22 protein-coding genes are annotated in these 24,920 nt (G+C 54.2%); 8 read left to right on the top strand and 14 right to left on the bottom strand.

The features are described from left to right. Window positions 1-127 precede the first annotated feature (127 nt). On the bottom strand, window positions 128-859 hold the full coding sequence (gene dnaQ / locus NCTC9997_RS02655; RefSeq protein WP_010862457.1) for a DNA polymerase III subunit epsilon: 732 nt from the start codon (window positions 857-859) through the stop codon (window positions 128-130). A gap of 54 nt (window positions 860-913) precedes the next feature. Between dnaQ and rnhA the strand changes: the two genes are divergently transcribed. Then, the gene (gene rnhA, locus NCTC9997_RS02650; RefSeq protein WP_010862458.1) at window positions 914-1,381 is read left to right on the top strand and encodes a ribonuclease HI; all 468 of its coding nucleotides are present in this window, start codon (window positions 914-916) and stop codon (window positions 1,379-1,381) included. Here the strand turns inward: rnhA and NCTC9997_RS02645 are convergent. Further along, window positions 1,344-1,820 (bottom strand): hypothetical protein, encoded by a 477-nt coding sequence (locus NCTC9997_RS02645; RefSeq protein WP_156669231.1) that lies wholly within the window; start codon window positions 1,818-1,820, stop codon window positions 1,344-1,346. The genes rnhA and NCTC9997_RS02645 overlap by 38 nt on opposite strands. After that, window positions 1,753-2,097, bottom strand: a complete 345-nt coding sequence (locus NCTC9997_RS02640; protein WP_082935454.1) for a hypothetical protein — start codon at window positions 2,095-2,097, stop codon at window positions 1,753-1,755. The genes NCTC9997_RS02645 and NCTC9997_RS02640 overlap by 68 nt, the downstream gene beginning before the upstream one ends. Before the next feature lie 165 nt (window positions 2,098-2,262). Here NCTC9997_RS02640 and gloB point away from each other — a divergent pair, with 165 nt between their 5' ends. Both gloB and NCTC9997_RS02630 read left to right on the top strand, forming a co-directional pair. Then, the gene (gene gloB, locus NCTC9997_RS02635) at window positions 2,263-3,021 is read left to right on the top strand and encodes a hydroxyacylglutathione hydrolase (protein ID WP_064977225.1); all 759 of its coding nucleotides are present in this window, start codon (window positions 2,263-2,265) and stop codon (window positions 3,019-3,021) included. Window positions 3,022-3,094: 73 nt separating this feature from the next. Further along, window positions 3,095-4,612 carry a LysM peptidoglycan-binding domain-containing protein gene (locus tag NCTC9997_RS02630; RefSeq protein WP_010862461.1) on the top strand — a complete coding sequence of 506 codons (1,518 nt, stop codon included), beginning with the start codon at window positions 3,095-3,097 and terminating at the stop codon, window positions 4,610-4,612. Between the two features lie 137 nt (window positions 4,613-4,749). Here the strand turns inward: NCTC9997_RS02630 and NCTC9997_RS02625 are convergent, their stop codons facing one another. The 3 genes from NCTC9997_RS02625 to creA all read right to left on the bottom strand — a co-directional run bounded on the left by NCTC9997_RS02625 (window position 4,750) and on the right by creA (window position 7,189). Next, a complete protein-coding gene (locus NCTC9997_RS02625; RefSeq protein WP_064977224.1) occupies window positions 4,750-5,715 on the bottom strand; it encodes an endonuclease/exonuclease/phosphatase family protein in 966 nt (321 codons plus the stop codon). Window positions 5,716-5,953: 238 nt separating this feature from the next. Next, window positions 5,954-6,658, bottom strand: a complete 705-nt coding sequence (gene mtgA / locus NCTC9997_RS02620) for a monofunctional biosynthetic peptidoglycan transglycosylase (protein WP_064977223.1) — start codon at window positions 6,656-6,658, stop codon at window positions 5,954-5,956. Between the two features lie 51 nt (window positions 6,659-6,709). Continuing rightward, window positions 6,710-7,189 (bottom strand): protein CreA, encoded by a 480-nt coding sequence (creA, locus tag NCTC9997_RS02615; protein WP_369795325.1) that lies wholly within the window; start codon window positions 7,187-7,189, stop codon window positions 6,710-6,712. A 564-nt stretch (window positions 7,190-7,753) separates the two neighbouring features. On the opposite strand from creA, the gene NCTC9997_RS02610 reads away from it, so the two are divergent. After that, a complete protein-coding gene (locus tag NCTC9997_RS02610; protein WP_230405379.1) occupies window positions 7,754-8,530 on the top strand; it encodes a GyrI-like domain-containing protein in 777 nt (258 codons plus the stop codon). An 11-nt stretch (window positions 8,531-8,541) separates the two neighbouring features. On the opposite strand, the gene gpmB is transcribed toward NCTC9997_RS02610, so the two are convergent. Further along, the gene (gene gpmB / locus NCTC9997_RS02605) at window positions 8,542-9,186 is read right to left on the bottom strand and encodes a 2,3-diphosphoglycerate-dependent phosphoglycerate mutase GpmB (protein ID WP_010862466.1); all 645 of its coding nucleotides are present in this window, start codon (window positions 9,184-9,186) and stop codon (window positions 8,542-8,544) included. 74 nt (window positions 9,187-9,260) lie between these two features. On the opposite strand from gpmB, the gene yjjX reads away from it, so the two are divergent. Then, window positions 9,261-9,770, top strand: a complete 510-nt coding sequence (yjjX, locus tag NCTC9997_RS02600) for an inosine/xanthosine triphosphatase (RefSeq protein WP_047708044.1) — start codon at window positions 9,261-9,263, stop codon at window positions 9,768-9,770. 170 nt (window positions 9,771-9,940) lie between these two features. Here the strand turns inward: yjjX and trpR are convergent, their stop codons facing one another. Together trpR and sltY are read right to left on the bottom strand one after the other, a co-directional pair. Further along, the gene (trpR, locus tag NCTC9997_RS02595; protein ID WP_010862468.1) at window positions 9,941-10,291 is read right to left on the bottom strand and encodes a trp operon repressor; all 351 of its coding nucleotides are present in this window, start codon (window positions 10,289-10,291) and stop codon (window positions 9,941-9,943) included. Between the two features lie 82 nt (window positions 10,292-10,373). Further along, window positions 10,374-12,296, bottom strand: coding sequence for a murein transglycosylase (sltY, locus tag NCTC9997_RS02590; protein ID WP_064977221.1), 1,923 nt, complete (start codon window positions 12,294-12,296; stop codon window positions 10,374-10,376). 336 nt (window positions 12,297-12,632) lie between these two features. Here sltY and ettA point away from each other — a divergent pair, with 336 nt between their 5' ends. Next, the gene (ettA, locus tag NCTC9997_RS02585) at window positions 12,633-14,300 is read left to right on the top strand and encodes an energy-dependent translational throttle protein EttA (protein ID WP_064977220.1); all 1,668 of its coding nucleotides are present in this window, start codon (window positions 12,633-12,635) and stop codon (window positions 14,298-14,300) included. Between the two features lie 790 nt (window positions 14,301-15,090). Here the strand turns inward: ettA and radA are convergent. Beyond that, on the bottom strand, window positions 15,091-16,470 hold the full coding sequence (gene radA, locus NCTC9997_RS02580; protein WP_064977219.1) for a DNA repair protein RadA: 1,380 nt from the start codon (window positions 16,468-16,470) through the stop codon (window positions 15,091-15,093). A gap of 150 nt (window positions 16,471-16,620) precedes the next feature. Here radA and NCTC9997_RS02575 point away from each other — a divergent pair, with 150 nt between their 5' ends. After that, a complete protein-coding gene (locus NCTC9997_RS02575) occupies window positions 16,621-19,032 on the top strand; it encodes a PilZ domain-containing protein (protein WP_064977218.1) in 2,412 nt (803 codons plus the stop codon). Between the two features lie 160 nt (window positions 19,033-19,192). Here the strand turns inward: NCTC9997_RS02575 and serB are convergent, their stop codons facing one another. After that, a complete protein-coding gene (gene serB, locus NCTC9997_RS02570; RefSeq protein ID WP_064977217.1) occupies window positions 19,193-20,170 on the bottom strand; it encodes a phosphoserine phosphatase in 978 nt (325 codons plus the stop codon). Window positions 20,171-20,594: 424 nt separating this feature from the next. Here serB and NCTC9997_RS02565 point away from each other — a divergent pair, with 424 nt between their 5' ends. Then, entirely contained in the window at window positions 20,595-21,305 is a 711-nt protein-coding gene (locus tag NCTC9997_RS02565) for a YtjB family periplasmic protein (RefSeq protein WP_064977216.1), read from the top strand. Between the two features lie 130 nt (window positions 21,306-21,435). Here the strand turns inward: NCTC9997_RS02565 and deoD are convergent, their stop codons facing one another. The 3 genes from deoD to deoA all read right to left on the bottom strand — a co-directional run bounded on the left by deoD (window position 21,436) and on the right by deoA (window position 24,792). Continuing rightward, on the bottom strand, window positions 21,436-22,155 hold the full coding sequence (deoD, locus tag NCTC9997_RS02560; protein ID WP_010862476.1) for a purine-nucleoside phosphorylase: 720 nt from the start codon (window positions 22,153-22,155) through the stop codon (window positions 21,436-21,438). Between the two features lie 71 nt (window positions 22,156-22,226). Further along, window positions 22,227-23,444, bottom strand: coding sequence for a phosphopentomutase (deoB, locus tag NCTC9997_RS02555; protein WP_064977215.1), 1,218 nt, complete (start codon window positions 23,442-23,444; stop codon window positions 22,227-22,229). Window positions 23,445-23,460: 16 nt separating this feature from the next. Beyond that, window positions 23,461-24,792 carry a thymidine phosphorylase gene (gene deoA / locus NCTC9997_RS02550; protein ID WP_064977214.1) on the bottom strand — a complete coding sequence of 444 codons (1,332 nt, stop codon included), beginning with the start codon at window positions 24,790-24,792 and terminating at the stop codon, window positions 23,461-23,463. Window positions 24,793-24,920 lie beyond the last annotated feature (128 nt).

Here is a 24,920-nt window from a genome sequence, read left to right as displayed (position 1 = left end):
GCCGTGATCGTAGCGCCGTTATCCAGCCCGTTGTGCATGCCCGCTCCTCACTTCTCGCTTCGCTGTTTGTGTCTACTGTGGTAAGCCGCGCTAAATTAAGTCGCGGCGGCTAGCCACAGTCCTTAACTCAAACGCGCCAAAGGCATGAGCCCCCTTTCTTCTGAACCAGATCCAAACGGGATTCATGCGCTTCTAATTCATCGGCTGAAGCACGGACAACCTTTAGAGACAATTGTGGCACCACACTGCGCTGCACATCACCTTGATGGTTAGTATTGTGCTCTTCGCTATCGCCGCTAAACGCCAGTGAGGTCTGACCGCCAGTCATCAACAGATAGACGTCAGCCAAGATCTCGGCATCGAGTAACGCCCCGTGCAGGGTACGGTGGCTGTTATCTATCCCGTAACGATCACACAAGGCATCGAGGTTATTACGCTTACCGGGGAAAATCTTACGCGCCATCGCCAAGGTATCGGTGATGCGGCAGAAGGTCTCGGTTTTGGCTAACCCACGGTTTAATAGCTCAAATTCATAATCCATAAAGCCGATATCGAACGGCGCGTTATGGATTACCAGCTCGGCGCCGCGGATAAAGTTAATAAACTCATCGGCGACAGCGGCAAACTCGGGCTTGTCTTGCAAAAATTCATCGGTGATCCCGTGAACCGCAATGGCTTCCGGATCAACCAAACGATCGGGCTTGATATAGACATGAAAATGCCGACCGGTTAAACGGCGGTTAACAATTTCCACCGCCCCGATCTCGATGATCTTGTGCCCTTCATAGTGCACGCCCAGTTTGTTCATACCGGTGGTTTCGGTATCCAGTACAACAATACGGTTTGAATCTGTGCTCATAGCGGTATTTATGTCAGACTTTGGGTTTAGAAAATAATAACGGGTTTAACCAAGATGCAAAAACAGATAGCCCTGTTTACGGACGGCTCCTGCCTCGGCAACCCCGGTCCCGGTGGTTACGGTATCGTACTGCGTTACCGCCAGCATGAAAAACAGCTCAGCGGCGGTTTTCGTCTTACCACCAACAACCGTATGGAGTTGCTGGCCGCAATCGTCGGTTTGGAGACCCTCAAAGAGCCGTGTCATGTGGACTTAACCACTGACAGCCAGTATGTCCGCCAAGGGATCACCAGCTGGATCCATAACTGGAAAAAACGCGGCTGGAAAACCGCCTCTAAGCAGCCGGTAAAAAATGCCGATTTATGGCAGCGCTTAGATTTGGCTGCCGCCCGCCATGATGTGGCGTGGCACTGGGTTAAAGGGCATGCGGGCCACCGCGAAAACGAACTGTGCGATCAACTGGCGCGCAGCGCCGCAGAAAATCCTACTCAGGATGACACCGGCTATCAGCCGGAGAGTTAACCTGTTGACAGGCACTGACCGGATACATCATTCGCGGGTTATTCAATGCCCGCTTAGAGCCGGTCAGGATCAGCGGGATGGTGCGCTTACGCGCCACCAGCAAGCGCCAACTGCCCAGCACCGGTAGATGGCAAGTGCAAAATCCCGCCAGTCGCCGCGAACTGGCCCGCCCCGGAAACGGTAGCATCGCCTCGGCATGGATCACTTCATAATTGAGCAGATGCAGCCAATCGGTGACCCTAAAGGGCGCAAACATCCGGCACTGATAGGGAAAGCGGCGTCGCAGCAGCGGTACACAGCGGCCAATCCCCGCCAGACTAAACGGGTTGCAATCAATCAAAATCAGATACCCATCATCCACCAGCACTCGGTCAACTTCGCGCAGCACCGCCATGCGGATCACTGGCGTAATCCAGCGTAAACGCCAGTAATGCGGCATCAAACGCTTTATTGGTAAAGGGCAAGCAATCCGGGTCAGCCAGCACGCTAAGTTGTGGGCCTTCTGGCGCCACCGCCACATGATGTTGGATGGGTGAGGCGGAGCTATCGAGATCTGCGCTCAGCGCACCTAACTTTAGTAGGTGAAAACCAAAGATCTTCCCCCACCATGGCGCTAATGTCTGATGCAGTAACTCACGGTAACGCTCCCCTTTCGGGATCATTGACCAGCCCAATGGGGGCAAAATAACACGGGATGTACGAGCCGGACGAATCACTCTATTATCCTCGTAACCAGAAAGCCAACGCCAATGGCGTCAAGCACAACAACGCCCATCAAAGGGAACGGCACTACTGTATGTAACGGGACTGTAGCGGGACAAGTTACGATACCCATTAACGATACAAGCCCCGCTAAACGTCACGACACAAGGAACTAGGCCATGTTACTCAGCATACCCGCGTTAACGGATAATTACATCTGGCTGTTTTGCCGCGATCAGCAACAGGCAGTGGTGGTCGACCCCGGTGAAGCCGAACCGGTGCTGCGCGTACTGAGCCAGCAGCAATTGAACCTGCATGCTATTTTACTCACCCACCATCACGGTGACCATACAGCAGGGGTTGAGACGCTGCGCCGTCACTACCCCAATGTGTTGGTGATTGGGCCACAAGAAACGGCCGCAGTACAGCCGACCCATCTGGTGCAAGGCGGTGAAACCGTAACCTTAGCCGATGCAGATCAGCAATGGCAGGTGATTGCCACGCCCGGTCATACCCTCGGCCATGTTTGCTATTACGCCGATGGCATCTTGTTTTGTGGCGATACGCTGTTTTCTATCGGTTGTGGACGTTTGTTCGAGGGCAGCGCAGAGCAGATGTATGACTCACTGCAACGCTTAAGCCAATTACCAGATAGCACACTGGTGTGTGCAGCACATGAATATACCGCAGCCAACTTGCGTTTTGCCCGCCATCTGGAGCCAGAAAATCCGGCGTTAAATGACTACGCACAAGACGTTGCAACACTGCGTCATCAACACTTACCGACCTTGCCGTCGACCTTGCGCCGTGAAAAAGCCTTAAATCCTTTTTTACGTTGTCGCGCGCCAAGTTTGCGAAACGTGTTGCAAAAGTCGGGTAAAAATCCATCCGAAAGCTCAATTTTTGCACAATTACGTGCTCTAAAAGACCAGTTTTAAGCCTTAAGGTTGTCAGCCGGTGGTCAGATAAGTATTATTGCACATCTTTTAAGCAACAACCGACCGGAATAACATGAAGGCACGAGCACTGATATTTGCCTCCGTGTTGCTGGCCGGCTGTCAGGCGCCGAATCACGCGTCGACGCCGTACCCTAGCACGCAGGAGTCATCAGTTCGTGACGACGCTGACCCGTCATCGTCGCGATGGGCCGATGAACAGCTCGCACAGCAAAATGTGTGGGACTTCATTGGCAACGAACTGAAACTAGATGTACCGAACAACGAACGGATCCGCAGTCAAAAATCACGCTACTTGCGTAATAAGAGTCATCTCCAACGTGTGGCAGAACGCTCTGAACCTTACCTGTACTGGATAGTAGAGGAAGTGAAGAAGCGTAATATGCCGATGGAAGTCGCGTTGTTACCCATGGTGGAGAGTGCTTTTGATCCGAACGCCTTATCCAGCGCCAATGCCGCCGGATTATGGCAGATCACCCCGGCAACGGGCCGCCGTTTTGGTTTAGACCAAAACTGGTGGTATGACGGCCGCCGCGATGTGGGCGCCTCTACGCGCGCTGCACTGGATCTGTTACAGCGCCTCAACACCATGTTTGACGGCGATTGGATGATGACGCTGGCCGCTTACAACGCGGGCGAAGGTCGGATCCAAAAAGCCATCAAAGCCAACCGCGCACACGGTAAGCCTACCGACTACTGGTCCTTGAATCTGCCGCGCGAAACGGCGCTGTATGTGCCGAAAGTCTTAGCACTGAGCGAAATTATCCGCAATGCCGACCGCTATGCGTTGAATCTGCCGCATATCGATAAGTCTACGGCACTGGCGCGGGTAAATGTAGGCCAGCAATTTGATCTGAATACCGCCGCGCAAGTGGTGGGCATGTCAGTGTCTGAATTGCAAACCCTGAACCCGGCCTATAAAACGCTGGCCACGGCCCCAACCGGTCCGCACTATCTGATGCTGCCAAAGCAAAAAGCTAAGCAGTTTAAGAAGATTTTGCGCGAAAATGGGGATGATTTAACTGTTCGCGTGGTTCGCCACAAAGTCCAAGCTGGTGAAAGTTTGGATGTGCTGGCGCGTCGTTACGAGATCTCTGCGCTGGATATCAAGCAGATCAATGAGCTCAACGGGGCCGGCATTCGCCGTGGTCAATATATCTTGCTGCCATTGTCGCAAAGCGAATATCTGGCCAAGAATAACCGCAGCGGAACTCGCAGTAGCGCGCAGAGCGGCGATGACAGCCGTATCGCCAAAAATAGCGTAACCAGCAGCTACAAAGTCAAATCGGGCGATACCCTGTCGACGATTGCCCGTCGCCATAACATGAGCAGCAGTGAGCTGGCCAAGTTAAACCGGATCAGTGTCAGCAGCCGTCTCAAGCTCGGCCAAACGCTGAAGCTGAAGGGCGACGCGCCAACGGAGATTGCCTATCGCGCACGTAAAGGCGACTCTCTGTACAGCATTGCCCAACGTCACGGCGTCGCTGTCGATGACTTGGTGCGCTGGAATGACTTGAGCCGCAAGAGCGTTCTCAAGCCTGGCACCGTCCTGACGGTGAAAGTGAAAAGCTGATAACGCTTAAACGTGATGCAAGCAGACAATAAAAAGGCAGCCGATTGGCTGCCTTTTTATTGAGTACTGATTTAGCTTCGATATGGGTTCAATATGCAGTTAGATATGCGGCTCGCTATACCGCCCGATATCTGGATCTACGGCTGCAACGTCACAGACGGCGCTTTTTTAACGGCCGGATTTTTAACAGCCGGTGTGGTGGCCACCGCTTTCGGTCGCGATGTCACCGCCGCTTGCTGTGCAGCGGCGTCTGGTCGACTAGGCAAACGGAAAGTCACCGCCAACGGATTATGATCTGACGCATCGGTATTGAGCACCGCCGCATCTTCTATCTTCAGGCCGCGATAAAAGACATGATCCAATGGATAGCCAAACGCCTGCTTGCGCTGATCTTGGGCAAACGGTACTTCATGCAAACCGACACTGGCCGCCATATGACGTAGCAACGCCAGACGCGTGGTACTCCAGCTATTAAAATCACCGGCCAAGATCACTGGCCCTTGATGCAGAGCGATTTGTGCCATCACCTGATGTAACTGCTGCCGATAGGCCTGCACGCCCATGGTGAAGTTCACCGCATGCACATTCACCACCATCAGGGATTCGCCATTATTGAGCGCATACACGCTAACCAGCGAGGATTTCGGCAGCTGTAACCACGGCTCCCATTCGCGCAGTGGGCAATAGTATTCGGCATCGGCAGAAGAGAGTGTCATCACCCCCGCCATCTGCTCACGAATGGAAAATGCCGCCACTTGCGCCACTGCTGGATAGCGGTGCGTGGCATAACGCAGTAACTCAGGCGAAGCCTGCGCCTCTTGCAACAACACCAGTTGCGAGCCATGAGCAAACTCAGACAGCGCCTGTAACCAGTCGCTACGCTGCTGTTTATAGATATTCCAGACCAGCACTTTGAGCGAGTCGGCATTCAGGTACTGACCCTGATCCGATTCACTGCCACAGCCTTGCATCACCGCCGCCGCTGCGGCAGGCTGATACTGCAAAACCACACTGTCATCCGGCACATCGACCGGCCACTGCCACGCGCCCACCGCCAGCAACGACGCTGTGGTGCCTAGCAGTAAACGTTTTTTACCTTTCATCCGACTGTAAAACCATCCGGTACGGGAACGTCAAATTTCGCTCAACCACGACACGCTAAGCGGCGCCGCGACAACCTGTTTTGCTACTCGGTACCGGCAACCTTGTGCTGGTCTTACACGGTATACAAGACCGCTAAAGTAACAAAAGTTGGCTACGCCGCCTAGCTAACTGGTGAAATTTTATGCACTGCATCAGCGGCAGGTAGAGTGTACAGCTCGTGCTACAGCGGCAATGCGGCTATAAATCAGCAACCGCCGCCGTACCACCGAGCTGACGCATTTGACGCAAAATCCACTGCTGACGCCGCACCACATAACCGGATGGCGCTTGCACCTTATAGCGAATCGGATTCGGTAATACTGCCGCCAACAGCGCTGCTTCACGGCTGGTTAAGCGACTCGCCGGCTTATGAAAGTAGTGATGCGCCGCGGCTTCAACGCCAAATATGCCAGGACCAAACTCAATGCTGTTTAGATAGACCGTCAAAATCCGCTCTTTACTCCAAAAAGTTTCCAACAGCACAGTGATCCCCGCTTCCAGCCCTTTGCGCAGCCACGAACGCTCGCCCCATAAAAAGACATTTTTGGCCGTTTGCTGGGTAATGGTCGAGCCGCCTCGCACACTACGCCCACGCTCGTTGTGCTGCAACGCTTTACGAATAGCGTCCCAGTCAAAACCAAAGTTTTCAGCAAAACGTTGGTCTTCAGCAGCGATTACCGCCAACTTCATGGCCGGCGCAATCTGATCGCTACTGACCCAGTCATGGCGAGCGCTAAAGGCAAAATGACCTTGCGCATAGGCTTCCACATAACGCTCGATAATCACGTTAGGGAGCGCCACGGGCACAAAGCGGTAAGCCACAATCAAGGCGAGCAGCATGCCAAAACCGACCGCTAATAGCCGCACCAGAATGCGTCGCCATCGTCTGAGCTTTTCCCTCATGCGCAGTGTTGATCCTCTACTGAAATCTGATTATCGAGAATGTAGCCAAGATTACTGACCTGGCCACGGCATGACCGGTACAGCAGTCAGCGAGTTCTTCGGTGAACCGTCCACGACGCGATCAGAATAAGTCAGATACACCAACGTATTGCGTTTCGGATCGTAAAAACGCACCACCTGCAATTTTTTGAAAATCAACGAGGTGCGCTTTTCAAACACCGATTCCCCATTGGCTTTACCGTTTTTAATGCGCTCCGACAAACTGATTGGCCCCACCTGACGGCAAGCAATCGACGCATCGGAGGTATCTTCGGCTAACCCTAACCCGCCTTTAATACCGCCGGTTTTAGCGCGGCTCAGGTAGCAGGTCACGCCACTGACTTCGGGGTCATCAAACGCATCGATCACGATTTTATGATCAGGGCCAAACAGCTTAAATACGGTATCGACCGAGCCAATTTGTTCGGCCGACGCCAATGCAGAAACACTCAATAACGCTAACGCCAAACAGCGATGTAAAACAGTTTTCATGGTCATAAGGTCAATCTCTGTGCAATATGTCTAAAGCGCGCAATAACCAGCGGCCTAAATCATCAATCTGTCGCCGCCGGCTTGCAGTAGCCAGTACGGGTCAGCGTAGTATCACGTACAAATATCTGTCATGTCTGGTGATTAACCGACAATGATAGCGCCAAGTTTGACTGCCGCGCCTCTTTCGACTCCAGTATGGGATACCTTGTGGATTAAAATACACATTAGTCACGTATTTATGGTATTTATCTACAAAAACACACAACTTCTTCGATATGATAACGGGGTCAGTGCTGAGGTTTGCGGTATAGTATGTAAAAAAGATGCTACATTTTGCCTGCCAGTGCCGCTTGATTGATTAAACAAATAATATTAGTTACCTGCGTGAAGCCGATATAATTTATCAGCACAAACAGAATGTCGAGTTAAGTTGAGGAACGCGTCATGGCCCAAGAGGCGATAGTCCGGGAACTGCTGCATTGGATTGAGACAAACCTAAGCAAGCCTCTGTCAATCGATGATATTGCAAATCGAGCTGGTTATTCAAAGTGGCATCTGCAGCGGATGTTCAAGGATATTACCGGGCACGCCATGGGCGCTTATTTGCGCGCACGCCGTCTGACCCGCTCCGCTCACGATTTACGCTCCACCAACCGCTCTATCTTAGATATTGCTCTGCACTACTGCTTCGATTCACAACAAACCTTTACCCGGGCGTTTAAAACTCAGTTTGACCGAACCCCTGCACAATACCGCCGTTTAGACGAATGGGATTGCAGCGGGATGCAGCCGCCGTTGTTGCGCCTGTACAAGCAAGAATTACCCGAGCCAACCTTTGTGCAGTTGCCAGACATTCCTCTGCGTGGCAGCACCGTGAGCTATTCAATTTCCTATCGCCGCGACGGAACCTTAAAGCCACGCTCCGTGCTCCAACATTGGCAGAAATTCCGCAACCTGTTTACGGCCGATAAGCCGGTGCCACCGCGCTTTTTTGCCCTGCTCTCCGGCGAAACTAAGAAAACCAATGAAGACGAGCAGCAGCTGTATTACACCTGCGCCGTGGATAGTGAGTACGCGCCAGAAGAGGGAAAACTCAGCGAGTACAATATCCCCGCCGGTGAATACGCTCGCTTTACCTATGTCGGGACATTCCGCGGTTTAACCGAGTTCATTGTGCACGTGTATTGTGATGTGATGCCGCTGCACAAGCTGACGCGCCGCGCCAGCCCTGATATCGAAATATTCCCAACCTCACCAGAGCGACCAATGGAGTTCGGGATCATCCAATGTGATTACTACATTCCGATCCGCCGCCCAGAAGAGTCTGCGCTCGCAGAGTAAAAAGTGCCGTATTAGCGCTGGATCTCATCCAGCGCTGGCAACAACAGGTGATGTGTATCGCCAAGGCGCTCCACTACCCAGCCACTCGCCAGCCAGTCATTATCCTGAAACTCCAGCACCGACACCGAACAATTGCGCAAGCGAAAGCGGCGCTCGGCATGAGCCGGTAATCCAATCACATTGCCAATCAAACTACCCAGCGCAATGCCGTGGCTGACAAACGCAATTTTACCCAGCCCACTTTCACTGAACTCATCCAACACCGCACGCATACGCAGGCTGACCTGTTGCAAGGTTTCCCCTTGAGGAATACAGCCGTGCGGCGTGCCATCTAAGATGCGCTGACGCCAACTGTGCTCTTCGGCCGTTAACTCATGCATCGCACGCGCTTCGAGCACGCCCATATTCATTTCGCGCAACCGGCTATCGGTGCGCACCGCACAGCAGCACTGTTCGGCAATGCGCGCCGCGGTTTGTTGCGCGCGGCCCAAATCGCTACTGATAATCTTCCCGATCCCTTCCTCGGCCAGATACTGACCGACCTGCGCTGCTTGCAACATCCCCAGCTCAGTGAGCGGGCTGTCGGTATGCCCTTGGATCCGGCGCGTGGCATTCCACTCGGTTTCTCCGTGACGAATCAGGTAAATTTGTGTCATTGTGTTCACCCAAGGTTATGTGTCATCCAAGGACATCTGTAGTCATTGTGTAGTCAGTGTGCCGGGAGTTATTTATGTACCATGTTGTTGTTGCCTCTGCCAACCCGTCCAAAATAAATGCGGTTCGCCACGCCTTTAAAGACGTGTTTGGCGACTGCCGCGTAGAAGGGATCGAAGTCGACAGTGGTGTGGCCGCGCAGCCGTTTGGTAATGAAGAAACGCGCCGCGGAGCCTACAACCGGGTACGCAATGCCGAGCTGGCCTGCCCGAAAGCCGACTTTTGGGTCGGGCTGGAAGCGGGCGTTGAAGGGCACCAAACCTTTGCGTGGATGGTAGTCTCAAACGGCCAGACGATGGGTGAATCGCGCTCAGCCAGCCTGACCTTGCCACCGCAAGTGCTGCAAGCACTCGAGCGCGGCGAAGAGCTGGGGCCGGTGATGGACCAACTGACGGGCGAGCAAAACATCAAACACAAAGGCGGCGCTATTGCGGTGTTTACCCACGGCGTACTCAGCCGTAGCAAGGTTTACCACCAAGCTCTGATTTTGGCGCTGATCCCGTTTATTAATCCGCAGTGGTTCTAAGGCGCTAACGGGTTCAGGTTGTTTGCCCGCGTTGTTTGCTCACGTAGCTTGCCCAAGTAGTTTGCCCACGCAACTAACGCGCAATAGTGACCCAGCAAAAGCCCCCCCAGTGATGCTAGACGAGGTGATGGCGCAATCGGTGATGTCAGTATGGCGTATCGGCTCTTGGCTTATTTCGCTACCACTGTCGCTGCCACGTCAGTCAATAATTGAGCTTCTAACCATGCCCGCGTATCGGTGGGGGCCATTTTCAAACTGTTGGAGCCGCGCGTGATGGTGGCGATCCCGGCACCGAGTTCGGTTTTGATTTCCCGCTGACTCATCTCACCACGCAGCAACTCTTGCACGATCCGCACCCGAGTGCCGAGCGCTTCGCGCTCATCAGGGGTGAGCAACAGCTGCAATACCGGTACATCCTGCCCGTCCTGCACCGCTTGGCGCAGCAAATCGATAAAGCCGCGCCACTCATCCTCGGTTTGTTGGCATGATTTTGACGGCGCCGTCGGCGTGCTCTGTTTCATCCGGATAGACTCCCTTGTTGGTCGAGCGACGGAGCGTCGCGATGCCTAAGATAGACCCGCGCGACGCTCCGGACTGATGTCATCAGTAACGTCGGCTCCATTCCGCCTCAGTTAGCACATCAGCCTGATTTTTCATCTGATAACGATAGAATACATCGTAGGCTAACACATTTTTGACGTATCCCCGGGTTTCGGTAAACGGGATACTCTCAATAAAGGCCAGCGCATCCAGACGCCCTCCGGCATTATTTAGCCAACGCGTTACCCGTGACGGCCCCGCGTTATAAGCGGCAGTCGATAAAATCCGGTTCCGACCAAATTTTTGATACACCTCTTCCAGATAAGCGGTGCCCAACTGGATATTCACCCCCGGCATAAACAGCTGATTATCTTGCGTCAGGCTGATGCCATTTTTCTTAGCGGTGTGCTGGGCGGTTTTCGGCATCAGCTGCATCAAACCGCGTGCGCCCACCGGTGATTGTGCCTGCGGGTTCCAAGCACTCTCTTGACGGGCAATCGCCATGGCGTAGCTCATCGAAATCGCTTTGTCGTCGGTCGACTGGCGGAACTGGTTCGGGTAAGCCAGCGGGAAACGCTCATCGAGGTGATCCCACAACTTGCCGCGAATAGTGCCCTGCACGCTCAGATCGCTCCAGCCCTGCTTTTGCGCATAACGCGTCAGCTCCGCTTTCACCGTTTGCGGTTGATGATCGATCAAACTGATCCACTCACTGCGCGCCAGATTGTGCTGATCCCAATACATCAGTTCGCGAATGCGCTGCACTTCCGGCCAGTTACCGGCATTCAGCACTTTGACCTGGCGCGAATCATTTTTCACCACGTACGGCTGGCCTAATTGCTGCGCCGCCACCATCGGGTAAAAACCACGACGTTCACTTAAGGTTTTCAGCAGCGCCTGAGCCTGTTTTTTCTGTCCTTTACGCTCAAGCACCCGCGCTTGCCAGTACAGCCATTCATCCTGCTCACGCGCAGAGGCCGGTAAACGGGCGATCCACTCACCGACATCGGTTATATCATTATGCTGCAGCGCCAGACGGATCCGTTTTTCAATTAATGACTTATCACCACTGCGCCGGATCACCGCATCACGCCAGCGGATCTGCTCGCTGTCATCGGCATCCATCATCCGGTTCGCCACCGCGCGCTCCATCTGCGCTACTTGCTCTTGGCTCATCGCCTGCGCTTTACTGAGCGGGCTAATCAGCAGGCGCGCATTATCCACATCGGCGCGCACCACGCGGTTAAAGGCAATTAAGGTCGCCTGACGCGCTATCGGGCTAGCCCCGTGAGTGCGGGCAAAGGTCAAAATGGTGTCAGGGTTGGCTTGCAGTGACAGCAACCCTTTGCCCATGGTCTGGTAGTTGGCCGGCAGCTGACGCCCTAAGTAGCTGAGCAAACTGCTGTTACCCGCTTTCATCGCCAGCAGCATCCGCTCCAAAATCGCCATCGGGGTATATTGATTGCTGGTTTGCCAGGCGGCGATTAGGTCATCACACGCATCCGGTAACGACTTGCCGGTCAACCAGATTTCGTGCGCGCCTTGCCAAGCTATTTTGCGCTCGCCGGTGGCGTAACGGGCATAGTAATAGCGGCACTGACCTGCAATCGAAGTCGGCGGCGTTGGGGTAAAGGTCAGTAATTGACGCCAGTCCTGCCGATTGGCCAGCTCCGCCTGAAAGCGATCGGTTAAGCCTTTAGCCAGTGGCATGGTCGGGTAACGCTGCACAAATGCACGCACCTGCGCAGCAGAGAGCTGGCTCATGTCCTGCGTTAATAAGCGGTATTCCAGATAGGGATAGAGCGGGTAATTTTTCAATGACGGCAGCAAACCGGCGGCAACCTCAGTCTGCTTGTCATCCAAGGCCGTTTTGGCTTGCTGATATAACTGACGCTCTGTGGCGGTAGGCTGAGCCAACGCCGGTATGCTAATCAGGCCTGCTACGCTCACCCAGCAAGCCCGGTAAATCCATTGGCGCAATGCCATCTGTTCACTCCTTGGTTAACCCTGATATCTCATCCTGCAATATTCCGCGGTTGAGTATAGTATGCCCGTTATAAAGAGACACTCTGGCTGGTATTTATTCCACCAATTGCATGCTGCTGGCTATGATACAAACTCCCTCGGTCGGCGGCGAGGCTCTGCGTGCGTTATCGGCGCAATTATTGCGTGCCACTTTACTCACCATCTTTACCCACGAGCGCATACAGCAACGCTGACCCAAAGCCAGATTCAATGGTAAACTAGGTACCTGTGTTCCATACATACCCTGCGGTATGTATCAGTCATGATGAACCCATTATTTATTAAGGTGTTATAACCGTGGCTCAATACGTTTATTCAATGCACCGCGTCGGCAAAGTGGTTCCGCCGAAGCGACATATCCTGAAAGATATCTCGTTGAGTTTCTTTCCGGGTGCCAAAATCGGTGTTCTCGGCCTCAACGGTGCCGGTAAATCTACTCTGCTGCGCATTATGGCCGGGGTTGATACCGAGATCGAAGGTGAAGCCCGTCCACAACCGGGGCTGAAAGTCGGCTACCTGCCGCAGGAGCCAAAACTTAATCCGGAGCACACCGTACGCGAAGCTATCGAAGATGCGGTAGCTGAGGTGAAAAACGCCCTGACCCGTCTGGATGAAGTGTACGCGCTGTACGCAGACCCAGAGGCTGACTTTGACCTGCTGGCCAAAGAGCAAGGCGAGTTGGAAGCTATCATTCAGGCGCATGATGGCCACAATCTGGATCACCAACTGGAGCGTGCGGCTGATGCGCTGCGTCTGCCGGCGTGGGATGCCAAGATTGGCAATCTGTCCGGTGGTGAGCGTCGCCGTGTGGCTATCTGCCGCCTGCTGCTGGAAAAACCAGACATGCTGCTGCTGGACGAACCAACCAACCACTTGGATGCGGAATCTGTGGCTTGGCTGGAGCGCTTCCTGCACGACTACGAAGGCACTGTGGTGGCAATCACCCACGATCGTTACTTCCTCGACAACGTCGCCGGCTGGATCTTGGAGCTGGACCGTGGTGAGGGGATCCCGTGGGAAGGTAACTACTCCTCTTGGCTGGAGCAAAAAGATCAGCGTCTGGCGCAAGAAGCGTCCGCTGAAGCGGCGCGTCGCAAGTCGATCGAAAAAGAGCTGGAGTGGGTACGTCAGAACCCAAAAGGTCGTCAGGCCAAGAGCAAAGCCCGTATGGCGCGCTTTGAAGAGCTTAACAACACTGATTACCAAAAGCGTAACGAGACCAACGAGCTGTTCATTCCGCCTGGTCCACGCCTCGGTGACAAAGTGGTGGATGTGGCCAATCTGGTCAAATCCTACGGCGATCGCACCTTGATCAACGATCTGTCGTTCAGTCTGCCAAAAGGCGCGATTGTCGGCATCATCGGTCCGAACGGTGCCGGTAAGTCTACGTTGTTCCGCATGCTGTCCGGCCAAGAGCAACCGGATTCCGGTACCATCACCTTAGGTGATACCGTGAAGCTGGCTTCTGTCGATCAGTTCCGTGATGCGATGGATGACAAGAAAACCGTGTTCGAAGAAGTGGCTAACGGTCAGGACATCCTGCGCATTGGTAACTTCGAGATCCCAAGCCGCGCCTATATCGGTCGCTTTAACTTCAAAGGCTCCGATCAGCAAAAACGCGTCGGCGAACTGTCCGGTGGTGAGCGTGGCCGTCTGCATCTGGCCAAGCTGTTGCAAACTGGCGGCAACCTGTTGCTGCTCGATGAACCAACCAACGACCTGGACGTAGAAACCCTGCGCGCGTTGGAAAACGCCCTGCTGGAGTTCCCAGGCTGCGCCATGGTTATCTCCCACGACCGTTGGTTCTTAGACCGTATCGCTACCCACATTCTGGACTATCAGGATGAAGGTAAGGTGGAGTTCTTCGAAGGTAACTTTACCGAATACGAAGAGTGGAAGAAGAAGACGTATGGTGCGGAATCTATCCAGCCGCGCCGCGCTAAATACACCCGCATGGTGAAATAAGCATTCGTCTGCACATTTCTACACCGTACCTGAGCTTCACATTAAAAAAGGCCGCGCTTATGCGGCCTTTTTTGTGACCTTTTTTATGACCTTTTCTATTCCCTTTTTTGCGGCCACTTTTTTATCTCTGCGTTATCCCGGTCTCTTATTGTGGCGTCTTATCTTGCTGACGATATAACGGCTATGTCCGCAAAGGTTATTATTTATGCGAAAAGCGTCTAACTGTACGGATTGTCGCCACTTAATTTCGTAGTAAACTTACAAACATGAAAGTGATAAACATCACAAAATAGACCCAGCAGTTTCACTGCACAAGAGAGCAACACGGAGGTACATCATGTTTATCTATCCACCCACTGTTTACAGCACTAACCAAAACGATAAGCCAAGCCTGCTGCCGCTGCGTACTCTGCACCGCTGTTGGGCGGCCATGATGAACCGCTGATCTGCGCAAATCGGCAGATACCGCGTACACACCGGAAGTGTAGTTTTATTACCTCATTCAACATGACGTAGCAGCCTCGGCATCCTCCGAGGCGCACAACTATAACGCAAGGTGTTTTATGTTCTTTTATCCGCCAACTCAGTATCTGACTAATCACCACGACAAACCCCGCTTTGCGGCGCTGTCGTTACGCTTCTGGCGTCGTGGTTAATCACCACCAGCCACACCTATCACACAACGGGCCGCCCACTATGGGCGGCCCGTTAGTTTTTTCCTCACGCCGACATCACTAGCCAGAATGATGCTCTGATGCCCGCACCGCGTATGCCCAGCGCCGTGCCCGCATTACAGCTCGTTAAACACATCCAACGCATCGGACAGTTTTTTCACCCCGAACACCTGCATACCGACCGGCGGTTGTTTTGGCATATTGGCAATTGGCACTATCGCCCGTTTAAAGCCATGTTTGGCCGCTTCGGTGATTCGCTCTTGGCCACTGGGCACCGGACGGATCTCGCCGGCCAGCCCAACTTCGCCAAAAATCACCAAATCACGCGGTAACGGACGATCACGTAAGCTGGACACCATCGCCAACAGCAACGCCAAATCGGCGCTGGTCTCGGTGACTTTCACTCCGCCCACCACGTTGACAAACACATCCTGATCGGCCATTTGCAACCCGCCATGCCGGTGCAATACCGCCAACAATAAAGATAAACGGTTCTGATCCAGCCCTACCGCCACCCGACGTGGATTGCCCAGCATCGAGTGATCCACCAGCGCCTGAATCTCCACCAGCAGCGGACGCGTCCCTTCCCACACCACCATCACGGAGCTGCCGGGCGCTTCTTCTTCACCGCGACTCAGGAAAATCGCCGACGGATTACTCACCTCACGCATCCCTTGCTCGGTCATGGCGAACACGCCCAGTTCATTGACGGCGCCAAAACGGTTTTTGTGGCTGCGCAGCATACGAAAACGCGAATCGGTATCGCCATCCAGTAACACGGAGCAGTCAATGCAGTGCTCCAGCACTTTCGGGCCAGCCAGCGAACCATCTTTGGTCACGTGACCGACCATGATGATGGCCACTTGCTTGGTTTTGGCAAAGCGCGTCAGGAACGCCGCCGTTTCCCGCACCTGCGCCACACTGCCGGGCGCCGATTGCACATCGGCCATGTGCATCACCTGAATTGAGTCGATCACCATGATCTGCGGCTGCTCTTGCTCGGCAATCAGGCAGATTTGCTCGACACTGGTTTCCGACAGCATTTTCAATTTATCGGTCGGCAATCCCAAACGGTGCGCCCGCATCGCCACCTGCTGCAGTGACTCTTCCCCTGTCACATACAGGGTGTTCATCTGCAGCGCCAAACGGCACATGGTCTGCAACAGCAGAGTACTTTTCCCCGCACCAGGGCTGCCACCAATCAAAATGGCACTGCCGGGCACCACGCCGCCGCCCAGAACCCGATCAAACTCCTTAAAACCGGAGGAAAAGCGAGGCAGTTCCTGTAGACTAATCTCGGCGAGAGTTTGCACCTTGCTGCTGCCTGCATGACCAGCATAGCCGCTCAAGCGTTCGTTACGACTGCCGGCCGCGCTGGCCAAACGCACTTCCGTAATGGTATTCCAAGCCTGACAGGCACTGCACTGCCCCTGCCAGCGCGGATAATCCGCGCCGCACTCATTGCACACAAAGGCACGTTTTGCTGCTTTCGCCACGGTAAGATGTTCCTTTAGTGAACTGGCAGTCGACAAAGGCCGCAAAGCCGCGCCATATCTGGCCACCGCCTCTGTCGTTACCGGATGGTTTTGTTAAACTGTATGCCGACAATCGGACTTTTTAAGCTTACGTAACAGTGATTGAGGATTATGCGTACTTCTAAACCGGATGAGCTCAATGCCATCCTACAGCAACTGATCCCTATGGGTTTGCATCCTAATTTGGATGATCTCATCCACAATATGTTGCCGGACAGTACGCCAAATGAACGCCTGCAACTGAAAATGCAGCTGCGCGAATTACACACCCCCTGCCTGCAACCGATCGACTTACGTAATCGTGTTGATGGCCGCTGCTATGAGCACCATATTCTGGGCCTCACGCACTGGCTGGATGATATCGCCCTCAACCTGTTTAAGCAGCAACTGGAATTGTATCAGCAACGCTATACCCGTGGGGTATACGATGCCGTGATGCAGGCCCACAATAATTTTAAAGTCCTGCACCAGAAAAAACAGCAGCGCAACAGCGAACCTGAGCCGGAAACCACCGAGGTGGCCAATCCGACCAGCAAAACGCTGGAAACCAAAAAGCTGCCAGTGAAAGTCGCGCGCTTTGGCTATCAGTTTATGCGCAACGAAATTCGCCTGCTGTATCACAGCCAAGTGCTGATCACCTTGTTGGAAACCCAATATCTGGTGCACGGCATAACGTTGGATATCTCGCTGGCCGGCTTGTGTCTGCGCGTTCCGCATGCAGTAGCGTTCAAGCTAGGACAAGAGCTGAACGTTCAGTTTGGCTCGCTGGGCGACAAACTGGGTTTGCCGGAGCTACGTAATGGCGTCAATTACCTGATTGTCGGCATTGAGCGCCAACCACAGCGCCAATTACTGCGCCTGCACATCAGTCAACCTGAACCTATCATGCAGCGTCTGATGGGCGCACTGGCACGCAGTGGCAGCAAGCAGGTACGGCTGAATGTTGATGATCTGCTCGAGCAGTTGCGCATTCGTGGTTTTGAGCAATCTTATCTTAACGCCACCACCACCTTGCCGCTGCTGATCAGCCAGCAAGGGACCTTGTATGCCCTGCACTCGCAAAATAACCGCGAGCTGTATCAATACTGGCACGATGAAGAGTATCAACCGGTGTTGGGGCGCTTTTTCACGCCTGAGCGCCTAAGCAAAATTTGTCCGCCGGGGGTTTCAACTGTTAAATCGCTGCTGTATAGCTTTATCCATCGCCAAGGGGGGCGCGCCTTTTTCTATTGCGCCCTGAACTCAGAGCTGACCGATCGCGCGCAGCGTAAACTGTTCTGGCATACCGGCGCGCGCCGCCCCAGTTTCCGCGTACAACGCCTGATCATCCGCCAGCTGACGGCCGATGATTTTAGCCCGCACGCGGAGCAGCAAACCCTGATTGCCGAGCATCAGTTAGGCGATCTGCGCTATCTGGTGTTACTGCAAGATTTGAGCAGCGAAGAGATCCGCAGCGAATATCAGCGCACGCCAAAGCCGAGCCTGCCTTTAGAGCAGCTCAACGAATACTGCTTACCGCGCCACAGTGTTCCGACCTTCGAGGTCAACATGTCGCAAGAGCCGCGCCGTCAGGCGCCGCGCTATCGTCATCAGACCGAGGTGGAAGTGACCACACCCGCCCAGCAAAAGGTGATTGGCTATACGGTCGATTTCTCGGAAACCGGCCTGCGCATCGTGCTCGGACAACCGGTAGACGTGCGCCGTAATCAGCCACTGCTGCTGGCGTTCTCGAAATGGCAGTCACTGGATAAGCAAATTCCACTGCGTAACTTGCCGTATCGGGTGCTGTATATCAATGCCGAGCAAAACCAGCTGGTACTGACCGCCAGTGGTCAGCCGGACGAACATACCGGCGTGCAGTTTATTCGCCGCTTGATCAACGCCAACCGCGGCGTGCTGCAAGAAGATACCGAACGTCAGCCACTACCGGGGATCATCGATATCTTCCGCCAGCTGACGGTGCCGCATCTGGCCAGCATTCCGATTTTCGTGGTGAAGGAAAATAACCTGTTCCGGCCAACGGCGCTGGGGATCACTCCAGCGACTTACCACCTAAACCACCGTCTGGGCCAAGACAGCACTGACGATCTGCTCGATCCGCTGCTCGGGGAATATTGGTCACAGCTAGTGTGTCGACCGCTGAACGAGCCATCGCGTCACGCGCTGCCCACCGATGTGAAAATTTACCTGTCGCTGCGCCAAGAGCGCTGGCAGCACAAGTTGCACGCCAAAAAGTTGGAAAGTGAGTTTGCCTCCAAGCAAGAGCAAGCGGAGTTTATCCGCCACGCCATGCGCCACGGCGAATTTATCGCGCTCAAGTTCCAGTTAACCCGCTACCAGCGCAATATTTTGCATCCGAACTTGATGCGTGATTTTCATCAGTTGATCCGCGCTAATCTCAGCCAAGCACGCACATTGGAACAAGAGCTGCTGGCGCTGTCGGCGATGATTGAGTTGACCGATTGCACCGAAGAAGTGCTGCTGCGCCAAGAGATGCACGGCAGTTTGTCGGATAGTCACTAATCCGCCATGCCGCGCTTTGACCATGCCGCATTTCAGCCACACTGAGCGCGATTGCGATGACGCAACATAACGCCAAATAAAGCGCAGCCAATCAACAATAACGGCCTCCCTTGGGAGGCCGTTATTGTTGAGGCGAAACCGCAGGCTAAACGCGCAGCGATTAGCAATCTCGGCACAAGCTGGCCGATAAGATACACAGCACACCCATCAAATCCGCGTGACGGATCACCACCTTGGCCTGCGCTTGCACTTTCGGCTTGGCGTGAAACGCGATGCCTAAGCCGGCGGCTTGCAGCATTTTCAGATCGTTAGCACCATCACCAATCCCAACCGTATTGCCGTGCGAAATAGCATATTGCAGCGCCAGTTCGCGTAACACCTGCGCTTTGCGCTCAGCATCCACAATCGGGCCGACCACGTCACCGGTTAAGCGCCCCGCTTCAATACCTAAACAATTGGCCTCGGCATGCACCAATTGCAGACGCTGCTTGAGCTCATCGGCAAAGTAGGTAAAGCCGCCGGAGGCAATCGCGACTTGCCAGCCAAAGGCTTGCAGTTTACGCACCAGCTCGGTCAAACCCGGCATCAACGGCAAAGTGTCCAATACCTGCGCTAAAATAGCGCTATCGGCGCCACGCAGGGTGCCGACACGCTGACGTAAGCTTTGGGCAAAGTCTAACTCACCGCGCATCGCACGCTCAGTCACTTCTGCCACTTGCTCACCGGTGCCCGCTAAGCGAGCGATTTCGTCGATACATTCAATCTGAATGGCGGTGGAGTCCATATCCATCACCAGCAATCCGGGGTGACGCAGTGACGGCTCCGCCCCCATGCGCGCAACATCCAGCTGCAATGCGTCCGCCGTGGCAGCAGCATCCACTGGCAGCTCACCGGCCAGACGAATGACCTGATAATCACTGACACGCCACACCGACACCAGCACGATGGCTTCGTCTAACTGACGCTGAAAACGGTCTAAACAGGCTTTATCTAAATTTTTCCCATACAGCAGCCATCCGCTTGCTCCCGCGGTATAATCAAGCGGCACCACTTCGCCCCGGCACAATGACAGCGGCAACAACGGCCAGTCAGAAATCGTCGACGGGAGGTGGGCAAAACTGACATCCTGATAATTCATGTGTGGCTTCCTGCTCTTGGTCCGTGAACAGCACGCAGGCGTCGTCTGCGTGAAGCAAAGTTGTGCTGATTAGGCTGATAAGAAAATGGCGCATAACGGCTTCGCACAGTCTGCACTTCGCTGCATATCTCATTCATCAGCGGCAAAGCAAACGAGTGCGCGACGCAGCATTGCTGCATCAAACTATCCTATTGCAGGGCTCTCTGGCAACTCTTGCCGCCCGCCGATGCGCGCAGATGCCGTTGAGAAACGACGCCGAGGATAAAATGAGTCGTGGATGTCAGAGCGCGGAGGAAAAACGCCGCCAAGAAAAAACGAAATCATAGGGAGCGCGTAACCTGTATGCGCACTCCTTTACTGTTACTGATAAATTAACGCTGTCGCCTTACTTGTTCGTGCGCACTGTTTACACTGAGATCTTCTGATGCCGATAATCAATTTTATCAAATATCACCTGCGCACTATCCTGATTTGCAGTATCGGGGCCTGTTTGCTGCTGTTGATGCTGCAATGGGCCAGCGTGTTTGGTATGAGTGCGCAAGCCTCACGCTCCAATCAGGTCGATCAGCTGGCACGCACCTTAACGCGGCAAATTGCCGGTAACCTCTCGCCGCTGATGAATAATGACGACGCTTCAGATCATGTCAGCGCCCTGCTGGACAAATTGACGCGCGAAGATCGGATCTTGGATGCCAGCGTCTACCGCATTGACGGCACTTTAATTGCGCAATCGGGTACCGCCACGACAGTGCGTGAACGTCTTGGGCTGGAAGGCAGTCAGCGCAATGCGCTGTTTAATCGGCAGATGGTGGAAGTGATCACCGAAAATAATGTGCCACTGGGCTTTTTACGGGTGACGCTGGATACCCACGTGCAATCCACTGACGATCGTCTGATTGATAACACCACCACGCTGATCCGTCTGATGCTGCTAACCTCGGCGTTAATTGGCGCGGTGATGGCACATATGCTGCTGAAAAACCGCACCTTCCATTGGCCACTGCGTAGCAGTGCCACAATCGAAACAGCTGCCGCTGCGCCAAAACGCCCCGCTCCCAGCGAGCCTTCGGTGGCCCAGCTCAAACAGCGCCGCCGCCGCCGTATGCCAGTGCGCAAGCCGCCCCAACGCCGTTAATACACGGCCAGCGTGCTCAACTGGCTGAAGTCATAACAAGCCATAAAAAAAGCGATGCCTTAGCATCGCTTTTTTGTACTGCGGTATCCCTTGTGAGCTTCCCCAAAGAGATGACCACTAAGGGACAGGATTACTCCTGATCGCCCAGCAGAACAGATTCCAGTGCGATTTCAATCATGTCGTTGAAAGTCAGCTGGCGCTCTTCAGCCGTAGTCTGCTCGTGAGTACGGATATGGTCAGACACGGTGCAGATAGTCAGCGCTTTAGCACCGAACTCTGCCGCCACGCCGTAGATGCCGGCCGCTTCCATTTCCACGCCCAGCACGCCGTATTTTTCCATCACGTCGAACATGGTTGGATCTGGCGTGTAGAACAGATCCGCAGAGAAGATGTTACCCACGCGCACGTTAGTGCCTTTGGCTTTCGCTGCATCAACGGCGTTACGCACCATGTCAAAGTCAGCGATAGCAGCAAAGTCGTGATCCTTGAAACGGATACGGTTTACTTTGGAATCGGTGCACGCACCCATACCGATGATCACTTCGCGCAGCTTCACGTCAGTGCTCACAGCACCGCAGGAGCCCACACGGATGATCTTCTTCACACCGTATTCGGTGATCAGCTCTTTAGCATAGATGGAGCAGGATGGGATACCCATACCGTGGCCCATCACAGAAATCTTACGGCCTTTGTAAGTACCGGTGAAACCCAGCATGTTACGCACGTTGGTCACTTCAACTGCGTCTTCCAGGAAAGTTTCTGCAATGTATTTAGCACGCAGCGGATCGCCTGGCATCAGAACGACGTCAGCAAAAGCACCGTTTTCAGCATTAATGTGCGGAGTTGCCATTGTTATAGGTTCCTTATTAGTTATTGCTTTACTCAGACCAAACTTGACTCAGACTAAAACGTCAGACCGTATCAGAACAGAGGTTTACCAAAATCCATCGGGGTGGTACCAAAGTACCCTGCCAGCGTCTGCCCGATGTCGGCGAAAGTTTCGCGCAGGCCCAGTGAGCCCGGTTTTACTTTCGGACCGAACACCAGCACCGGAATGTGCTCACGGGTGTGATCGGTACCCTGCCAGGTCGGGTCACAACCGTGATCCGCAGTCAGAATAAGAATATCATCTTCGCCGACCAGAGACAGCATTTCTGGCAGACGGCGGTCGAACAGCTCCAGCGCCGAAGCATAACCGGCAACGTCACGACGGTGACCGTACGAGGAGTCGAAATCCACAAAGTTGGTAAACACGATGGTGTTATCACCGGCTTGCTTCATCTCCTCCAGCGTCGCATCAAACAGCGCATCGATACCGGTCGCTTTCACCTTCTTGGTGATACCGACATGGGCATAGATATCGGCAATCTTACCGACCGACACCACATGGCCGTTTTTCTCATCCACCAGTTTTTTCAACACGGTGTCTGATGGTGGCTCAACCGCCAAGTCTTTACGGTTACCGGTACGTTGGAATTCACCGGGCTTGTTGCCGACAAACGGACGCGCAATCACGCGGCCAATGTTGTAACCATCGAGCTCTTCGCGCACGATTTTGCACAGGTCATACAGATTATCCAGACCGTAGGTCTCTTCATGGCAAGCAATCTGGAATACCGAGTCTGCCGAGGTGTAGAAAATCGGCTTGCCGGTACGCATGTGCTCTTCGCCCAGCTCATCCAGAATTTGAGTGCCGGAAGCATGGCAGTTACCCAAGTAACCTGGCAGCTTAGCGCGCGCCACGATGCGATCCAGCAGCTCTTGCGGGAAGCTGTTGTCGTGAGAGGAGAAGTAGCCCCAATCAAACAGTACTGGCACACCGGCGATTTCCCAGTGACCAGACGGGGTATCTTTACCGGAGGACAGCTCAGCAGCATGGCCGTAAGCGCCAATGATCTCGGCCTGAGGATCAAGCCCTGCAGGGAAACGACCGGTGGATTCTTCGGCCGCTTTGCCAAGGCCCATACGGCTTAAGTTTGGCAGATGCAAAGGCCCTTTGCGGCCGTTGTCTGCTTCACCGTTGGCGCACGCGTCAGCGATGTGACCCAGGGTATCCGCCCCAACATCACCAAATTTAACAGCATCTTCGGTAGCACCGATGCCGAATGAATCCAAAACCATGATAAAGGCGCGTTTCATGTGTGGCCTCCGTTAATTAAAGATCGTTCAGGCGAATACGGCGGTAGACATCAGGTGTCGGGGCCGGCGCTTCGCTGCTGATGGAAATAGCGTTCTGTATCGCGTTGGCAGCCTGCTGCCATTCGCTTTCGTTACGGGCATGGACGAGTGCCAGCGGACGCGAGGCATCCGCAATCTGGCCCAGACGCAATACCTGATTAAAGCCCACGCTGTAATCGATGGTATCGCCGGCATTACGGCGACCGCCGCCCATCCCCACCACGGCCATACCCAGCGCGCGGGTATCCATGGCAGAAACAAAACCGTTAGTTAAAGCATAAACCGGTTTAATCACCGTAGCCTGCGGTAAATACCTATCGTAATGTTCGATAAAATCGATAGGACCACCCAGCTCCGCCACCATACGACCAAAGATTTCGGCCGCGCGGCCATTATCCAGCACCGCATTCAGTTTGGCGCGTGCTTCCGCATCATCGGCGGCCAGACCGGACACCTGCAGCATCTCGCTGCACAGCGCCATGGTCACTTCATACAGACGTGGGTTACGGTATACCCCAGTCAGGAACTCCACCGCTTCACGCACTTCCAACGCATTACCGGCACTGGAGGCCAGCACCTGATTCATGTCAGTCAGCAGCGCCGTGGTCTTACAACCCGCACCATTGGCCACGCCCACAATCGAACGCGCCAACTCTTCTGACGCGGCGTAGGTTGGCATGAAGGCACCGGAGCCCACTTTCACGTCCATCACCAGCGCACCCAAACCGGCGGCCAATTTCTTCGACAAAATCGATGCGGTGATCAGTGAGATGGAGTCTACCGTGGCGGTAATATCGCGGGTGGCGTAAAAACGCTTATCCGCAGGGGCTAAATCACCGGTCTGGCCGATGATCGCCACGCCCACCTCACGGGTGATACGACGAAAACGCGCATTGTCCGGATGAATGTCATAACCCGGAATTGACTCCAGCTTGTCCAGCGTACCGCCGGTATGGCCCAAGCCACGGCCTGAAATCATTGGCACATAACCGCCACAGGCGGCTACCATCGGGCCTAACATCAAGGAGGTGACATCACCCACCCCGCCGGTGGAGTGCTTATCCACCACCGGGCCCGGTAAATCCAGATCATCCCAGCGCAGTACCATGCCGGAATCACGCATCGCCATGGTCAGCGACACGCGCTCATCCATGGTCATATCCTTGAAATAGATAGCCATCGCCAGCGCAGCAATTTGGCCTTCGCCAATGCTGTTATCAGCCACGCCCTGAATGAAAAATCGAATCTCAGCATCGCTCAGGGCAATGCCGTCGCGTTTTTTACGAATAATCTCTTGCGGCAGGAACATGGTTCACTCCCTAAGACTGCGGTCAGGATACAGAACATCAAGAGTGCCGGCTGACCGGCACTCTGTCAGACTCGAGGTGCTCAAACACCTTCGGATTATCGTGGAGAACGGGTGCTAAACAGCGCGCC

The sequence above is a fragment of the Plesiomonas shigelloides genome (assembly GCF_900087055.1).
Lineage (GTDB): Bacteria > Pseudomonadota > Gammaproteobacteria > Enterobacterales > CAMTGL01 > Plesiomonas > Plesiomonas shigelloides.
Note: the sequence above shows the minus strand (reverse complement) of the source record. Positions and strands in the feature narration are given on the sequence as shown.

Excerpts from the sequence above, each read along its gene's own strand:
- NCTC9997_RS02625 (WP_064977224.1), bottom strand. The coding sequence starts at position 5,715 with ATGAAAGGTAAAAAACGTTTACTGCTAGGCACCACAGCGTCGTTGCTG.
- creA (WP_369795325.1), bottom strand. The coding sequence starts at position 7,189 with ATGAAAACTGTTTTACATCGCTGTTTGGCGTTAGCGTTATTGAGTGTT.
- deoA (WP_064977214.1), bottom strand. The coding sequence starts at position 24,792 with ATGTTCCTGCCGCAAGAGATTATTCGTAAAAAACGCGACGGCATTGCC.
- deoD (WP_010862476.1), bottom strand. The coding sequence starts at position 22,155 with ATGGCAACTCCGCACATTAATGCTGAAAACGGTGCTTTTGCTGACGTC.
- rnhA (WP_010862458.1), top strand. The coding sequence starts at position 914 with ATGCAAAAACAGATAGCCCTGTTTACGGACGGCTCCTGCCTCGGCAAC.
- deoB (WP_064977215.1), bottom strand. The coding sequence starts at position 23,444 with ATGAAACGCGCCTTTATCATGGTTTTGGATTCATTCGGCATCGGTGCT.
- NCTC9997_RS02565 (WP_064977216.1), top strand. The coding sequence starts at position 20,595 with ATGCCGATAATCAATTTTATCAAATATCACCTGCGCACTATCCTGATT.
- mtgA (WP_064977223.1), bottom strand. The coding sequence starts at position 6,658 with ATGAGGGAAAAGCTCAGACGATGGCGACGCATTCTGGTGCGGCTATTA.
- dnaQ (WP_010862457.1), bottom strand. The coding sequence starts at position 859 with ATGAGCACAGATTCAAACCGTATTGTTGTACTGGATACCGAAACCACC.
- NCTC9997_RS02630 (WP_010862461.1), top strand. The coding sequence starts at position 3,095 with ATGAAGGCACGAGCACTGATATTTGCCTCCGTGTTGCTGGCCGGCTGT.
- trpR (WP_010862468.1), bottom strand. The coding sequence starts at position 10,291 with ATGAAACAGAGCACGCCGACGGCGCCGTCAAAATCATGCCAACAAACC.
- NCTC9997_RS02610 (WP_230405379.1), top strand. The coding sequence starts at position 7,754 with ATGTTCAAGGATATTACCGGGCACGCCATGGGCGCTTATTTGCGCGCA.
- serB (WP_064977217.1), bottom strand. The coding sequence starts at position 20,170 with ATGAATTATCAGGATGTCAGTTTTGCCCACCTCCCGTCGACGATTTCT.
- yjjX (WP_047708044.1), top strand. The coding sequence starts at position 9,261 with ATGTACCATGTTGTTGTTGCCTCTGCCAACCCGTCCAAAATAAATGCG.
- NCTC9997_RS02645 (WP_156669231.1), bottom strand. The coding sequence starts at position 1,820 with ATGCCGCATTACTGGCGTTTACGCTGGATTACGCCAGTGATCCGCATG.
- NCTC9997_RS02575 (WP_064977218.1), top strand. The coding sequence starts at position 16,621 with ATGCGTACTTCTAAACCGGATGAGCTCAATGCCATCCTACAGCAACTG.
- gpmB (WP_010862466.1), bottom strand. The coding sequence starts at position 9,186 with ATGACACAAATTTACCTGATTCGTCACGGAGAAACCGAGTGGAATGCC.
- gloB (WP_064977225.1), top strand. The coding sequence starts at position 2,263 with ATGTTACTCAGCATACCCGCGTTAACGGATAATTACATCTGGCTGTTT.
- sltY (WP_064977221.1), bottom strand. The coding sequence starts at position 12,296 with ATGGCATTGCGCCAATGGATTTACCGGGCTTGCTGGGTGAGCGTAGCA.